18 protein-coding genes are annotated in these 12,772 nt (G+C 57.0%); 7 read left to right on the top strand and 11 right to left on the bottom strand.

The window, feature by feature from the left end; genetic code table 11:
- Positions 1-80: 80 nt before the first annotated feature.
- On the bottom strand, positions 81-2,228 hold the full coding sequence (locus DQ393_RS05955) for an acyltransferase family protein (RefSeq protein ID WP_112340873.1): 2,148 nt from the start codon (positions 2,226-2,228) through the stop codon (positions 81-83).
- Positions 2,229-2,280: 52 nt separating this feature from the next.
- Here DQ393_RS05955 and DQ393_RS05950 point away from each other — a divergent pair, with 52 nt between their 5' ends.
- The 4 genes from DQ393_RS05950 to DQ393_RS05935 all read left to right on the top strand — a co-directional run bounded on the left by DQ393_RS05950 (position 2,281) and on the right by DQ393_RS05935 (position 4,211).
- Positions 2,281-2,967 (top strand): TIGR02594 family protein, encoded by a 687-nt coding sequence (locus tag DQ393_RS05950; protein WP_112340872.1) that lies wholly within the window; start codon positions 2,281-2,283, stop codon positions 2,965-2,967.
- Positions 2,968-2,993: 26 nt separating this feature from the next.
- Positions 2,994-3,329 carry a cell wall anchor protein gene (locus tag DQ393_RS05945; protein ID WP_112340871.1) on the top strand — a complete coding sequence of 112 codons (336 nt, stop codon included), beginning with the start codon at positions 2,994-2,996 and terminating at the stop codon, positions 3,327-3,329.
- Positions 3,330-3,340: 11 nt separating this feature from the next.
- Entirely contained in the window at positions 3,341-3,598 is a 258-nt protein-coding gene (locus DQ393_RS05940; RefSeq protein WP_112340870.1) for a hypothetical protein, read from the top strand.
- A 133-nt stretch (positions 3,599-3,731) separates the two neighbouring features.
- Complete coding sequence (locus DQ393_RS05935; RefSeq protein ID WP_112340869.1) at positions 3,732-4,211, top strand: hypothetical protein; 480 nt, start codon at positions 3,732-3,734, stop codon at positions 4,209-4,211.
- Here DQ393_RS05935 and DQ393_RS05930 read toward each other — a convergent pair.
- The 4 genes from DQ393_RS05930 to DQ393_RS34090 all read right to left on the bottom strand — a co-directional run bounded on the left by DQ393_RS05930 (position 4,201) and on the right by DQ393_RS34090 (position 6,159).
- Entirely contained in the window at positions 4,201-4,395 is a 195-nt protein-coding gene (locus DQ393_RS05930; protein ID WP_112340868.1) for a hypothetical protein, read from the bottom strand. The genes DQ393_RS05935 and DQ393_RS05930 overlap by 11 nt on opposite strands.
- Positions 4,392-5,120 (bottom strand): SOS response-associated peptidase, encoded by a 729-nt coding sequence (locus DQ393_RS05925; RefSeq protein ID WP_112340867.1) that lies wholly within the window; start codon positions 5,118-5,120, stop codon positions 4,392-4,394. The genes DQ393_RS05930 and DQ393_RS05925 overlap by 4 nt, the downstream gene beginning before the upstream one ends.
- 11 nt (positions 5,121-5,131) lie before the next feature.
- Positions 5,132-5,860 carry a hypothetical protein gene (locus tag DQ393_RS05920; protein ID WP_112340866.1) on the bottom strand — a complete coding sequence of 243 codons (729 nt, stop codon included), beginning with the start codon at positions 5,858-5,860 and terminating at the stop codon, positions 5,132-5,134.
- Between the two features lie 65 nt (positions 5,861-5,925).
- Positions 5,926-6,159 (bottom strand): Arc family DNA-binding protein, encoded by a 234-nt coding sequence (locus DQ393_RS34090; protein ID WP_112340865.1) that lies wholly within the window; start codon positions 6,157-6,159, stop codon positions 5,926-5,928.
- Positions 6,160-6,358: 199 nt separating this feature from the next.
- Here DQ393_RS34090 and DQ393_RS05910 point away from each other — a divergent pair, with 199 nt between their 5' ends.
- Positions 6,359-6,760 (top strand): hypothetical protein, encoded by a 402-nt coding sequence (locus tag DQ393_RS05910; protein ID WP_112340864.1) that lies wholly within the window; start codon positions 6,359-6,361, stop codon positions 6,758-6,760.
- Positions 6,761-6,766: 6 nt separating this feature from the next.
- On the opposite strand, the gene DQ393_RS05905 is transcribed toward DQ393_RS05910, so the two are convergent.
- Complete coding sequence (locus DQ393_RS05905; protein ID WP_281023972.1) at positions 6,767-7,012, bottom strand: Arc family DNA-binding protein; 246 nt, start codon at positions 7,010-7,012, stop codon at positions 6,767-6,769.
- Between the two features lie 88 nt (positions 7,013-7,100).
- Between DQ393_RS05905 and DQ393_RS05900 the strand changes: the two genes are divergently transcribed.
- The gene (locus DQ393_RS05900) at positions 7,101-7,256 is read left to right on the top strand and encodes an Arc domain-containing protein (protein ID WP_245430263.1); all 156 of its coding nucleotides are present in this window, start codon (positions 7,101-7,103) and stop codon (positions 7,254-7,256) included.
- 47 nt (positions 7,257-7,303) lie between these two features.
- A complete protein-coding gene (locus DQ393_RS05895) occupies positions 7,304-7,687 on the top strand; it encodes a thermonuclease family protein (RefSeq protein WP_245430262.1) in 384 nt (127 codons plus the stop codon).
- Between the two features lie 317 nt (positions 7,688-8,004).
- On the opposite strand, the gene DQ393_RS33340 is transcribed toward DQ393_RS05895, so the two are convergent.
- From DQ393_RS33340 to DQ393_RS05875, 5 genes are all read right to left on the bottom strand, one after another.
- The gene (locus DQ393_RS33340; protein ID WP_169645987.1) at positions 8,005-8,166 is read right to left on the bottom strand and encodes a hypothetical protein; all 162 of its coding nucleotides are present in this window, start codon (positions 8,164-8,166) and stop codon (positions 8,005-8,007) included.
- Between the two features lie 224 nt (positions 8,167-8,390).
- A complete protein-coding gene (locus tag DQ393_RS05890) occupies positions 8,391-9,164 on the bottom strand; it encodes an amino acid ABC transporter ATP-binding protein (RefSeq protein ID WP_095434785.1) in 774 nt (257 codons plus the stop codon).
- An 18-nt stretch (positions 9,165-9,182) separates the two neighbouring features.
- Complete coding sequence (locus tag DQ393_RS05885; protein WP_112340861.1) at positions 9,183-10,337, bottom strand: amino acid ABC transporter permease; 1,155 nt, start codon at positions 10,335-10,337, stop codon at positions 9,183-9,185.
- A gap of 1 nt (position 10,338) precedes the next feature.
- Positions 10,339-11,532 carry an amino acid ABC transporter permease gene (locus DQ393_RS05880; protein WP_112340860.1) on the bottom strand — a complete coding sequence of 398 codons (1,194 nt, stop codon included), beginning with the start codon at positions 11,530-11,532 and terminating at the stop codon, positions 10,339-10,341.
- A 95-nt stretch (positions 11,533-11,627) separates the two neighbouring features.
- Complete coding sequence (locus DQ393_RS05875) at positions 11,628-12,653, bottom strand: amino acid ABC transporter substrate-binding protein (RefSeq protein ID WP_112340859.1); 1,026 nt, start codon at positions 12,651-12,653, stop codon at positions 11,628-11,630.
- Positions 12,654-12,772 lie beyond the last annotated feature (119 nt).

Here is a 12,772-nt window from a genome sequence, read left to right as displayed (position 1 = left end):
GTCATCGGAATCGCCGGAATTGGAATTCCTTGGCCGATGTGGCCGTGATCCGCTCAGCTGCTTCACTGAGGCTGGTACGGTCATTTGAGAAGCGTATAGCCGATGCGTTTCGCCAAAGCTTTCCCGACAATCACTCCAGCCGTTAAGGATAGATGGTCGCGGTCTCGGTAGAAAACTTGCCCGTCTTTCTGGACTGGACATCCGTTATTATCGCAAAGGTGGTCCTGGCTGTCGAAAATGAAGACTCGATCGCGATAGCGATCTCTGAGTGATGAAAATTCGCTCATCATGCTGGCCCGCTGTTCGCGGGCTTCATCCACGTCAACCGTGCAAGATAAGTTCTCTGCAGTCCAACCGATCTTGATCGGTCGGGTGGGAAGGAGGCATGTGCGATAATTTGCGAGCGTCAGTGTTGGGTTGTCGCCGACAAGGAGAACTTTCTTTCCTGCGCTTATGAGCCTCGCAACGGTATCGGCGAGAGCTAGCGTCGCAACATTCAAATTTCCGCCATTCCTGCCGTTGTAGGAGTATTTGTCAGCGCCGTTTTCATAATGTGACTCGTTGGAGTTGTATTCTGTTGCAACAAAGGCAAGGATCACGACTGAGGCCTTTGACGCAGCGGCGTACCCGATACGAGCATTGTTGATCTCGCTGCACTTTGCTCCCGAGTCACCATAGGGGTCTAGTGGACGGCCGCCAGCGAGGCGCTCGACCCCGAGGAGGGGTGGACAGCCGCCGTTCAGGATAAACGCCTGGATAGGGGCAATGCTGCTCGATTGGGCTAGCCCTGGCAAGAGTTGACCGGCGTGGCTATCGCCGAGAAGGATTGCCTTCGGCTCCCGCCCGCCAGTGAAATCGTAGCAGTCAGTATACGACCCCACCTTAAATGGGCACGGGGACCGCATAGCCTCTACTACTTGGAGAAAGGTCTTGTTGTCGTTTGGCACTCCCGCAAACGCGGATTGTCGTAAGTCGAGCTGAAAAATGGCGATCGAAGCAGCGGCCGCCAGGCAGGTAGTCGCTGTAATGGCCGGTTTGGCATTGCCTGTACGTCGCCTAAATGGCTGCTCGACAAAGTAAAAAGTTGCGGCAGCTAAAGCAAAAGCTGCACCAATGGCCGCCAATCTGGTCCATATCGACGGCTCCACATCGCTGACGATGTGGAGATAGGAGATGATTGGCCAGTGCCACAAGTAGAGGGAGTAGCTAATCCTCCCCACCCATACGATGGGCTTTGCAGAGAGAAACGTTCTATTGAGCAGAGCAGTCTGCCCAGATTGTATAAACAATACCGCCGCCAAAACAGGGGCCAGCGCCGCAGCCCCCGGGAATTGGTTTTCGCGGATGAATGCAAGTCCTAGGACAAGGATGATCGCGGCTGAGACGGAATAAACTCCGCCGAAGGGATGGGGGCGGCTGAAACGACCATTTCTGCGTTGGTGCAAGAAGGCGAGAGCGCCGCCGGCAGCCAGTTCCCAGAAGCGAGAGATTGGAGAGTAAAATGCCATCGCTTGATCGCGAGGAAGCTCAAACACGCTGTACGCAAATGATCCAAGTATAAGGATGGTAAAAAATAAAATGCCTAGCCGAAGCCGATACATCGCCACGCAGACAATCGGCCAAAAAATATAGAACTGTTCTTCAATTGCTAGACTCCACGTGTGGAGCAGAGGCTTGTAGATGGACTCCGTATCGAAGTAGCCGGCTTCATTCAGCAGCGTGAAATTAGCCGCGAAGAAGGATGCACCTATGGCGTGTTTCGCCAGCTCCTCCATTTCGTTTGGAAACAGCACAAGCTTTCCAAATGCGATAGTCGCTAGAAGCACAACGGCAAGGGCAGGAAATATCCTTCTTGCCCGGCGCTCATAAAAATCGAGTACGCTAAAACCCGGGCCAGCGATCTCTTTCATCAGGATTGTTGTGATGAGATATCCTGAAATGACGAAGAAGATGTCGACGCCGATGAAGCCGCCACCCACCAAAGAAGGGAAGGCATGATACAAAACCACTGACGAAACGGCGATGGCCCTCAAGCCGTCAATGTCAGGGCGATACTGCAGATTTGACAAGCGCGAGCTTCCCTTCAAGGCGCAATCTCTTTGGTCGAATTTCTTCGACTTAGCAACGCAATTCCTGATTTCATAGCGCTCTTCAGGGTGGTTTTTCAAGGCGACCACCGGCTGATCTGAAATACGATCCTTTAGACACGCCGTGGCGCGCCCGCTCAATTTTCTCTTCCACCAATGGCCGCGTCGGCGGCCTTTTTCATTGGAGCATCACATGGATACCACCGTGCAGACAGCGCAGCGGCGCTTGATCGCGCTTGGCTATAGTGTCGGCAACGCCGGCGCAGACGGGATCCTCGGGAGGGCAACGATCGCTGCCTTGACCAAGTTTCAGACCGATAGGGGCTTGGACCTGCAATATCCCGGTACGCTCGGGCCGAAAACCTTGGCTGCCCTCGATCTCGATAAATCGCCGGCGCTGCCGCCATGGATCAGCCTGGCGAAAACGAAGATGGGGCTGAATGAAGTGCGCGACAACAAGGCGTTGTCGTCTTTCCTGAAGAGCGATGGCGTAACCCTTGGCGATCCTGCGAAGCTGCCCTGGTGCGGCGATTTCGTCGAGACCTGCATAGCGGTCTCTTTGCCGCGCGAGCCGATGATCGCCAATCCCTATTGGGCGCTCAACTGGCTGAAATTCGGCGTCGAAGTGCCGAAAGACCAGCCCGTCATGGGCGCGATCGGTGCGGCCGAACGCAATGGCGGCGGCCACGTCTTCTTCGTCGTCGGCCAGGATACGAACTATTACCACGCGCTCGGCGGAAACCAGTCGAATTCCGTCAGCATTGTCAAGATGGACAAGGGCCGCGTTCGTGGCCTTCGTTTCCCATCGACATACCCAATGCCGTCCGACGTGCTGCCCTACACCACGTTTAACGGCCAGATCTCCGTAAACGAAGCCTAGCCCCTCAAAAACCAAAGGATCATTCCATGCGCATCCTCCATCTCTCGATGGCGGCAAGCCTTGTGCTGTCCGCTGTTTCGCTCTCCGCCTGCCAGACGACCGGCCAGGTCGACACTGCAATTCAGCAGAACCTTCCGAAAGTATGTTCGGCGCTCGAAATCGCGCACGTCGCGTTCTCGGCCGTCGCCGCCACCGGCAAAATCGGGTCGAAAACGGTTGCCAAGGAAGCGGCAGCCTATGCCGGTGTCGAGACGATCTGCGCCGACCCATCCCACACAACTGTCGTCGATGCCGTCGTGAAGGTCGCTCAGGCCTACGCCGTCGTCACCAGCGCCCTCCAGCAGGCCAAGGCCGCTCAGTAAAGGAAAGCAACATGTTCAATACGAATGCCATCCACAATCTTCTCAATATCCTGATCGCGGCCCTGGCGGCCGCTACGGCCTTCATGATCGCGAGCGGCTGCACGCAGCTCGTCACTGGTCTCCTGGAATGCTCTCAGTCCTGGATCAGCCCGAAATATGCGGCAGCAATCGTGGCGCTGCTCGGCTCGTCGAAGATCCTGATTAACGTCGTCCGGGACGGGTTCGGCGGATTGATCAAGCCGCAGCCGCCGGTCGACAAGAGCAAGTGATCGAGCGGCTTCTCATCGGCGGATTTTGCATCTCATGCGCCACGCTGACAGCTCTCCTGCTGCTGGCGTGGCATTCAATCTAAATTATCAGGGCACGAGACTTCAAAGGGGCGGCACGTTGGAAGAGGTTGTCATGCAGTTTCCACAGAGAAGCAAGCGATTTGAGTGGAATTTCAATACGATCGTCACACTTGGAAGCATGGTGGCTGGCCTCGCCGTCACTTCGGCCGGCTGGGGAATAACCTATGCAAACATGCGGAATGACAATGCCGATCTGCGAAAGCAGATCATCGATCTGACAAACCGCATGGATAAGGATGGAGCCGATAAAAAGGCCCAGCTTGCCGACGTCCAACAGCAGCTCGCACAAATAGCGCCTTTGACGTTCCAGACGACGCGCGCCACCGAGAGCGCAGCCGAAAACAAGAAGGCGATAGAAATGACAAACGCCCGCATCGATCGTGTCGTCGAAGCGTTCGGCGGAAAGTTGGATACCGTGATCGACAGCGTCAACAAGGTCAGCACACAGGTCCAGGTCCTCAGCTCGAAGCTTGAGGACATGCAGGGAAAGGCCGACAAGACACTGTTCCGAACGCCGGTCGTCAGGCCTTAGGGCGATCCCCATAACGCGGCTGGCGATAGTCCAGCCACTGATGCTCATAGCAGAACCATTTCGTCTCGCCCTTGCCGATATCGTATCCCCAGCCGCCCCACGCCTTGCAGCCGGGATGCTCGCAATAGTGATTGACGTGAACCGTATCCATCGGCCGATCTATGGAAGGGGCTGTTTCGCTCATAGCAATGGCGGCTCCGATTCGTCTTCGACCGGCACAATGAGGTCGGGCCGGTTATTTTTCACTGAACCGACGTCGCGGCCGATTTTCCACATCGTCATCAGATCGGCCGGGAATGGCTTCATGATGTCTGCGGGATCCGGTTCAGGCGACAGCCAGCGCTCATAGTCGTCCGGGTGCAGGATCACCGGCATGCGGTCGTGAATGGTTGCCATCAATTCGTTTGGTGCGCAGGTGATGATCGCGAACGTCCTTCGATCGAGGCCTGTGTCCTTATCGCGGCGAAGGGACCAGATGCCGGCGAGAACGAAAGGACTGCCGTCCTTCATGGCGATGGCATAGGGCTGCTTGTTTTTGCCGGTCCCATGAATGTCTTTCCACTCGAAAAACCCGTTGATCGGCACCAGGCAGCGCTTTGACTTGTAGGCCTGTCGGAACAAGCCGTTCGTCTGAATGCCTTCCGCCTTAGCATTGATCGGAGCCGGCCGGCCGATTCCTTCATCCTTTGCCCACTCCGGCACAAATCCCCATCGGGCTGACGCGAAGATCGGCCCCATAATGTCCGGTTCCTGCACGACATCCCTGATGATGATGGGATAGGATTGCGTCGGCGCTCCATTATAGTTTGGAAAGCTGTTCGATAGCGGCTCGGTATCGCCTGGGCGTGCAAACGAAAAGTTCGATAGCAGTTCCCGTAATGACGCCTTGATATAGATGCGACCGCACATGCCTTCTCTCCCTAAGCCTGTTTCCCGTTCAATCGCATGATGGCGTCGTAGCACTTCTCCGCTCGACACGCCGCCTCTCTGGCTGATCGCTCCCAACCGGCAGAGCGGCTTTCCCGTTCCGGCCGCTCCAGCGGAATGTGCTCTACCAGCCAAAACCATTTTTCGTCCTGCCTGATATAATCAAGCTTGAAGACGCGCCCGACACAGGCGCCATTCTTGTATCCGACCAGATCATTGCCATTGCGGTCCGCCCATGTGTGCCGCCACTTATAGCGCGGCTTCTCGTCGGAACCGATGCGTTCGTAGGCCTTCCAGCCATTGAACTCTTCTGGCTTCGGTGGCTCCGGCTCCTTTTCGATCTCCGTTACGGTGTAGTCGGAAAGCATCATTGCGCGCACCTGGTCGCAGATCAGGTCGACGACCTCTTCCTTCTCCTCGGTCGAAATGCTTGCCAGCTTGAAAGCCGTTTCGTCATCGATACCGAGAAGGATCGCTTCGATCTTGGCGGCAACTTCTTCCTGGTCGGCGGCCATCTCTCCCTTGGTGACATCAAGCGATCGAAGCAGCTCTTTCGCCATATCTCTCGCAATGTAGGGCACCACATCCAACTTGCGGCGCTTGCCGACTGCATAACCGGCGAAATCGCGCCGCGTCTGCCTGCTCGTGCGCCCGATACAGGCGCATGTGACAAAGCGAAGAATTTCGTAGGCGGGTGTGATCTGGCGAATATCGCGGGGCATAAACCTTCCTCATCTTTTGTTGCCGCCGCATGATCGTTCTTATTATGTTCCGGGTGAGGGTTGAGTCAAGATCGCTTCAATCTGATCAGTTTCAGCTTCAGCCGCTCGATATCAGCAAGAATATCGGCAAGCTCCGCATCTGGCGCTTCTGCGGGGGAGATGGCTGCCACGAACGACGCTTCGAGGCGCGCGAGGATCTCTGCCGTCATCGACCTTTCGCTGGCGCGGGAGGCGGCAGCAATTCGCCGCTTCAGGTCTTCGGGTATCCGCAGTTTGAAATGTAAGTCTTCTCTTGCCATGCCAGGCTATACCCCCGGCTTCTTCGCTGTTGTCATCCCCCAGGTCGACGACCATAGCATGGAACGAAAGCAAAGTCTTAACCATGCATCACCTCGCATCGCGTGCCGCCAAGGTGGGCCATCGGTGGGACATATCACACAGGCTGTAATTATGGCATGCGTATAAACGTTGAGGCTTTATTTCGGGGGCAATACCGTAATGGAATACGATGCACAGCGTGCCGGGATTGACGCCGGCGCGGAAGATATTCCGTGTCCGACACGGCGGGGAATTCTGGGTGGACTGGCGACCTTCGCCGCCGCCGCCTCCATGCGGCAAATCGTGGTGGCGCACGATCAATATGACGCCGTACTCCGCTATCTTCACAGTGAGTTTATGGATGCCGCGGCTCGCCTCCGTCGAGCGGACGCTCAGACATATAACGGCTTGTATCGGCGTATGCTGGCTCTCGCGACAGCCCTTTCGGTTGTTCCGGCCGCTGCGCCTCGGTCCCTTCGGCTCAAGCGGGAAGTGGCTTGCTGGTCTCTTGAGGATGGCTGCTACACCGTGGTGTTGCCGCCTGATCTGACGGCGGCACTGACCGGTAACTGCGCGACCTGACTCGGCCTACTTCTTCCGGCTTAACTTCGCGACTTTCGATTTCAGCCGCTCCAGCTCCTCCAGGATGTCGACGATCTCGACATCCTTCGGATCGATGCCAAGCGCTCGGCCGGACTGAAACGATTCCTCAAGGCGAGCGAGGATTTCCGCGTTGATCGAGCGGTTGTTACGTGCGGCTGCCGCGACGATGGCGGCCTTGACCTCAGGCGTCATCCGGATCCTGAATTGGAGCTTTGTCTGATCTTCTGCCATGGGACACGAATTGCACCAAAGGGGTCCTTGATGCAATTGGGCCACATTGGTACTAGTACCATCATGGTCCATATAGGAGAAGCTTCTTATGAGCGGGCAAAATCTGGTTCAGGTGAAGATCAAGCTTCCAGTCGACATCAAGAAGTGGGTAGAAGGCGAGGCGGAGAAGAACATGCGCTCGCAGAGCGCCGAGATCGTCTTCGCCCTCAAGGAAAAGATGGACCGGCAGAGGGCTCAAAAATGATAATCCGATCTCTAGCTCTTACTTCGGTCGCCATAGCGGCGATCGCCATGCTTCCGCATGCAGGCCTGGCGCAATCCACACCGAAGCATTTTACGATCTGCGAGGAAGGCATTCGCCGGATCGACTGCGTCGTCGATGGCGATACCTTCTGGATGGACGGCATCAAGATCCGGATCGCCGATATCGATGCCCCGGAAACGCATCCGGCGCGCTGCGACAGCGAACAGCAGCTCGGCGACGCTGCAACCAGGCGCCTGCAGGATCTGCTCAATGCCGGTCCATTCGAGTTGGCCGCCGCAGATCGTGACCAGGATCTGTATGGCCGCAAGCTGCGGATCGTTGAGCGCGACAGTCAGTCGATAGGCGTAGAGCTGGTGAGCGAGGGGCTAGCTCGAAAATGGGAGGGTCATCGCAGGCCTTGGTGCTACTAGTTGCAGACCCTCCAGGCTTACCAAGTTGCGTTTGGCAATCGAAAGTTCGCATCACAAACGGGCCGCGACGTCCAGCTCATTGCTCGAATATATGAGGGGATGACCGAGAAAATATCTAACAAAATCAAACGTCACCAATCGCCCCTCATTTCTTGCTTCCATCATTGAAATTATTAGTAAATTTCCAACTTTTGGGAGTCCTGCAGGGGTCGCCACTTTCTCGTTGGTCCATACCGAAGACATAGGTAACAGATTGTCCCTAAGGCATGGGTAACAATCTGGTGCCGTTAGCCGAGTGATATCAGGACCATTCCTGTTCAGTTTGCCGCCGTCGGCCAGCCGCCGGCATCCGCAGGCCTTGTGGCGTCGACCGTCATCTGGATGAGGTCGTAGCCGAACATCGATCCGGCCAGTTTGATGGCGATGATGGCTGCGCTTAAAAGTGCAAGGCCACCGATGATTCTGTCGCTTTTCTTCACGGCCCACTTCCCGACGTCTCGTGAACGCCGCGTTATTCACGGCGGCAGAAAGTATATCGCGTTTTATGAGAAGCGCTACAGGGCTTGCTCATGCTGCCAATCGCCAGACTTATGCTCTGCCGTTACGCCGATTGCTTGTCATTGCCTCGGGCAATATTGCGCCCCATAAAAAACCCGCCGGCTGCGATGCAGGGGCGGGTTTTGTTCATTCGATCTATTTCAAATCAGTGCAGGATCTGGCTGAGGAATAGTTTGGTGCGCTCATGCTGCGGATTGTCGAAGAATTCCTTCGGCGAATTCTGCTCGACGATCTGGCCCTGGTCCATGAAGATGACGCGGTTGGCGACCTGGCGGGCGAAGCCCATTTCGTGGGTCACGCAGAGCATGGTCATGCCTTCCTCGGCAAGGCCCACCATCGTGTCGAGCACTTCCTTGATCATTTCCGGATCGAGTGCCGAGGTCGGCTCGTCGAACAGCATGATCTTCGGGTTCATGCAGAGCGAGCGGGCGATCGCCACGCGCTGCTGCTGGCCGCCGGAAAGCTGGCCGGGATATTTCTTGGCCTGCTCCGGGATCTTGACGCGCTTGAGGAAGTGCATGGCGATTTCTTCCGCCTGCTTCTTCGGCATCTTGCGCACCCAGATCGGCGCCAGCGTGCAGTTTTCCAGAATGGTCAGGTGCGGAAAGAGGTTGAAGTGCTGGAACACCATGCCGACTTCGCGACGCACTTCGTCGATCTTCTTCAGATCATTGGTGAGCTCGACGCCGTCGACGATGATCTGGCCCTTCTGATGCTCTTCCAGGCGGTTGATGCAGCGGATCATCGTCGACTTGCCCGAGCCCGAGGGGCCGGCAATGACGATACGCTCGCCGCGCATGACCTTCAGGTTGATATCGCGCAACACATGGAAGTCGCCATACCACTTGTTCATGTTGATCATATCGACCGCGACCTCGGTCTCGGAAACGGTCATTTTCTTCGATTGGGCTTCAGCCATTTTATATTTCCCTCAATTTTATCGCTTGTGGCCGGTGTCGAGGTGGCGTTCCACGAACCCTGAATAGCGCGACATGCCAAAGCAGAACAGCCAAAAAACGAAGCCGGCAAAAACAAGACCCGTCACCGGCGTCACCGCAGTTGCCCAATTGGCATCCGAGAAATTCTGACGGACGATGCCGAGCAGGTCGAACATGCCGATGATCGCAACGAGTGATGTGTCCTTGAACATGCCGATATAGGTGTTGACGATGCCGGGAATGACCAGCTTGATCGCCTGCGGCAGAATGATCAGCCGCATCTTCTGCCAGTAGCCGAGGCCGAGCGAATCGGCGCCCTCGAATTGGCCCTTCGGTATCGCCTGCAGACCGCCGCGAATGACCTCCGCCATATAGGCCGAGGTGAAGATCGCAACGCCGACCACGGCGCGCAGCAGCTTATCCACTGTCCAGCCCTGCGGCATGAAGAGCGGCAGCATGTAGCTGGCCATGAACAGCACCGTGATCAGCGGTACGCCGCGGATGATTTCGATGAAGGTCACGCACAACATGCGAAGGATAGGCAGCTTCGACCGGCGTCCCAGCGCAAGCAGAATGCCGAATGGAAAGGACACCGCGATTGCGACGAAGGCGATCACCAGCGTCACGAGCAGACCGCCCCATCTCTCTGTTTCCACGGTTTCAAGCCCGAAGCCGCCATGCAGCAGGAAGAACGAGATAACCGGCAGCACGAAGAATGCCAGGATCGCATTCAATCCTTTTCTAGGAACCGACGGTATCAGGAGCGGCACGAAGGCGATGACCGTGAGGATGATGACGAGCACCGGCCGCCAGCGCTCGTCCGGGGGATAGAGGCCGAACATGAAGACGACGAATTTCGCGCGAACGAAGGCCCAGCAGGCAGCGTTCCAGCCATCCGGCTGCGTTCCGCCCTGAACCGTGGTGGCGCAGAATGTGCGGTCGGTTCCGTTCCATACCGCCTGTATGAACAGCCAGTTGACCAGATGCGGGATCGCCCAGGCAAGGAATGCGATGGCAAGCACGGTCAGAACGATGTCCTTCGGCGTGGCGAAGAGGTTCTTTTTCAACCAGTGCCACACGCCTCTTTCGCTGGCGGGTGCCGGCTGTGCCGTCAGAAGCGACTTGCTGACGAAGTGTTGATCTACGCTTGACATCCTATCTCTCCACCAGGGCCATCTTGGCGTTGAACCAGTTCATGAACAGCGACGTTACGATGCTCAAGGCGAGATAGATGACCATCCATATGATGACGACCTCGACCGCTCGGCCGGACTGGTTGAGGATCACGCCGCCGACGGCGACGAGATCGGCATAGCCGATAGCGATGGCGAGAGACGAGTTCTTGATGAGGTTGAGATATTGGCTCGTCAGCGGTGGAATGATGATGCGCAGCGCCTGCGGAATGACGACAAGCCGCGTGACGGCGGTTGCGCGGAGGCCGAGTGCGCCCGCCGCCTCCGACTGGCCCTTCGGCACGCCGCGAATGCCGGCGCGCACGATCTCGGCAATATAGGATGCGGTATAGAGCGAAAGCGCCAGCAGAAGCGCGATGAATTCCGGCCCTACGACCGTTCCGCCCGTAAGATTGAACTTGCCGGCGACGGGATAGTCGAAGGAAAGCGGCATGCCCGCCGCCAGGAAGACGAGCAGCGGCAGGCCGATCAGGATACCGAGCGACACCCAGATGGTATGGAATTGCTGCCCGGTTGCCGCCTGACGCCTATGTGCCCAGCGCGCCACGAAAAATACGGCCGCTATGGCGACGAGGAAGGCAACGCCGACGGCCCACATGCCCGCGGCGAATATCGGGCTCGGAAAGGCGAGGCCGCGATTGCTGAGGTAGCTGTAAAACGGCAGATGCACGGCATCGCGTGCCTGCGGCAGCAATACCAGAACGCCGCTGTACCAGAAGAAGATGACGAGCAGCGGCGGGATATTGCGGAAGATTTCGACATAGGTATGGGAAAGCTTCGCAACGAGCCAGTTGCTCGAAAGTCTGCCGATACCAACGACGAAGCCGACGATGGTCGCAGCGATGATGCCCACAAACGATATCAGAAGCGTGTTGAGCACGCCGACGATGATGGCGGTGCTATTGGTGGAGTCGCTGGAATAGGGGATCAGGGCCTGTCCCAGATTGAAGCCGGCACGACCTTCGAGAAAGCCAAATCCGAAGGAGCGGTTCAATGCGTGCAGATTGTCGATCGTATTCGTGACGATGAACCAGCAGAGGCCGGCCAGAATGATGATCGTGATGGCCTGATAAAATGCACCCCTGACTTTGGGGTCGTATAGCGCCGCCGATAAGGGTGAGCGCTCGCCTTCAGGCGAATTTGCGGTAATTGCCATGCAGATTTTTCCCCAATGTGCCCGTTTCAGGCTTGTTTTCTTGAGGTGAGAAAGGCGGTTTGCCGCCTTTCTCCGATAGTTAGGCTATTTCCGGCTTAGCGGACCGGAGGCGCGTACTGGATGCCGCCCTTGTTCCACAGAGCATTGAGGCCGCGAGCGATCTTCAGCGGGCTGCCTGCACCGATGTTGCGGTCGAAGATTTCGCCGTAGTTGCCGACGCCCTTGATGATGTTATAGGCCCAATCGTTGGTGAGGCCGAGATCGGTGCCGATGGTGGAACCCTGCTCGGCGCCGAGGAAGCGCTTGATATCAGGATTTGCCGAGCCCTTCATCTCGTCGACATTCTTCTGCGTGATGCCGAATTCTTCGGCATTAACAAGCGCGTAGGCCGTCCAGCTAACGATATTGAACCACTGGTCGTCACCCTGACGAACGGCCGGGCCGAGCGGCTCCTTGGAGATGATTTCGGGCAGAACGACGTTATCGTCCGGGTTCTTCAGCGTCAGGCGCAGCGAATAGAGGCCGGATTGGTCCGTCGTGTAGACGTCGCAACGGCCGGAATCATAGGCGGTATTGACTTCCTCGAGCTTGTCGAAGACCACCGGATTGTACTGCAGGTTGTTGGTCTTGAAGTAGTCGGCAAGATTGAGTTCGGTCGTCGTACCGGACTGGACGCAGACGGCAGCGCCGGAGAGTTCGAGCGCCGACTTCACGTTCAGCTCCTTGCGAACCATGAAGCCCTGGCCGTCATAATAGGTGACGGGGCGGAACTTGAGGCCAAGCGCGGTGTCGCGGTTGATGGTCCAGGTCGTGTTGCGAGAAAGCACATCGATTTCGCCCGACTGCAGGGCCGTAAAGCGGTCCTTTGCGCTGAGAGGCGTGTACTTGACCTTGGTCGGATCGCCGAAGACGGCCGAAGCCACTGCCTTGCAGAAGTCGATGTCGAAGCCGGCCCAGTTGCCGGATGCGTCTGGCTGCGCAAAGCCGAGAAGGCCGGTATTCACGCCGCATTGAACAAAGCCCTTGGCCTTTACGTCGCTCAGCGTCGACGCCGAAGCGCCCGACGCGGTGTAGGCCAATGCTGCGGCTCCGAGGAATGCGGAGAGAGCAAACTTTTTCATCTTTCCCAACCTTTGTCTCTTTGTTTTATAGTAAAATGTAATCGCTTCCGAAGCAGGCTCTTGGAGAACCACGTTCCTTCCCCTCCCGGTGCGAGTGGTTCTATCACAGTCGCAAATGG

It is taken from the genome of Martinezella tropici (assembly GCF_003287875.1).
Taxonomy (GTDB): domain Bacteria; phylum Pseudomonadota; class Alphaproteobacteria; order Rhizobiales; family Rhizobiaceae; genus Rhizobium; species Rhizobium tropici_C.
Note: the sequence above shows the minus strand (reverse complement) of the source record. Positions and strands in the feature narration are given on the sequence as shown.

Coding starts and splice junctions, on each gene's coding strand:
- DQ393_RS05880 (WP_112340860.1), bottom strand. CDS start 11,532: ATGGCAATTACCGCAAATTCGCCTGAAGGCGAGCGCTCACCCTTATCG.
- DQ393_RS05910 (WP_112340864.1), top strand. CDS start 6,359: ATGGAATACGATGCACAGCGTGCCGGGATTGACGCCGGCGCGGAAGAT.
- DQ393_RS05935 (WP_112340869.1), top strand. CDS start 3,732: ATGCAGTTTCCACAGAGAAGCAAGCGATTTGAGTGGAATTTCAATACG.
- DQ393_RS05875 (WP_112340859.1), bottom strand. CDS start 12,653: ATGAAAAAGTTTGCTCTCTCCGCATTCCTCGGAGCCGCAGCATTGGCC.
- DQ393_RS05920 (WP_112340866.1), bottom strand. CDS start 5,860: ATGCCCCGCGATATTCGCCAGATCACACCCGCCTACGAAATTCTTCGC.
- DQ393_RS05925 (WP_112340867.1), bottom strand. CDS start 5,120: ATGTGCGGTCGCATCTATATCAAGGCGTCATTACGGGAACTGCTATCG.
- DQ393_RS05950 (WP_112340872.1), top strand. CDS start 2,281: ATGGATACCACCGTGCAGACAGCGCAGCGGCGCTTGATCGCGCTTGGC.
- DQ393_RS34090 (WP_112340865.1), bottom strand. CDS start 6,159: ATGGCAAGAGAAGACTTACATTTCAAACTGCGGATACCCGAAGACCTG.
- DQ393_RS05940 (WP_112340870.1), top strand. CDS start 3,341: ATGTTCAATACGAATGCCATCCACAATCTTCTCAATATCCTGATCGCG.
- DQ393_RS05885 (WP_112340861.1), bottom strand. CDS start 10,337: ATGTCAAGCGTAGATCAACACTTCGTCAGCAAGTCGCTTCTGACGGCA.
- DQ393_RS05905 (WP_281023972.1), bottom strand. CDS start 7,012: ATGGCAGAAGATCAGACAAAGCTCCAATTCAGGATCCGGATGACGCCT.
- DQ393_RS05930 (WP_112340868.1), bottom strand. CDS start 4,395: ATGAGCGAAACAGCCCCTTCCATAGATCGGCCGATGGATACGGTTCAC.
- DQ393_RS05895 (WP_245430262.1), top strand. CDS start 7,304: ATGCTTCCGCATGCAGGCCTGGCGCAATCCACACCGAAGCATTTTACG.
- DQ393_RS05890 (WP_095434785.1), bottom strand. CDS start 9,164: ATGGCTGAAGCCCAATCGAAGAAAATGACCGTTTCCGAGACCGAGGTC.
- DQ393_RS05900 (WP_245430263.1), top strand. CDS start 7,101: ATGAGCGGGCAAAATCTGGTTCAGGTGAAGATCAAGCTTCCAGTCGAC.
- DQ393_RS05945 (WP_112340871.1), top strand. CDS start 2,994: ATGCGCATCCTCCATCTCTCGATGGCGGCAAGCCTTGTGCTGTCCGCT.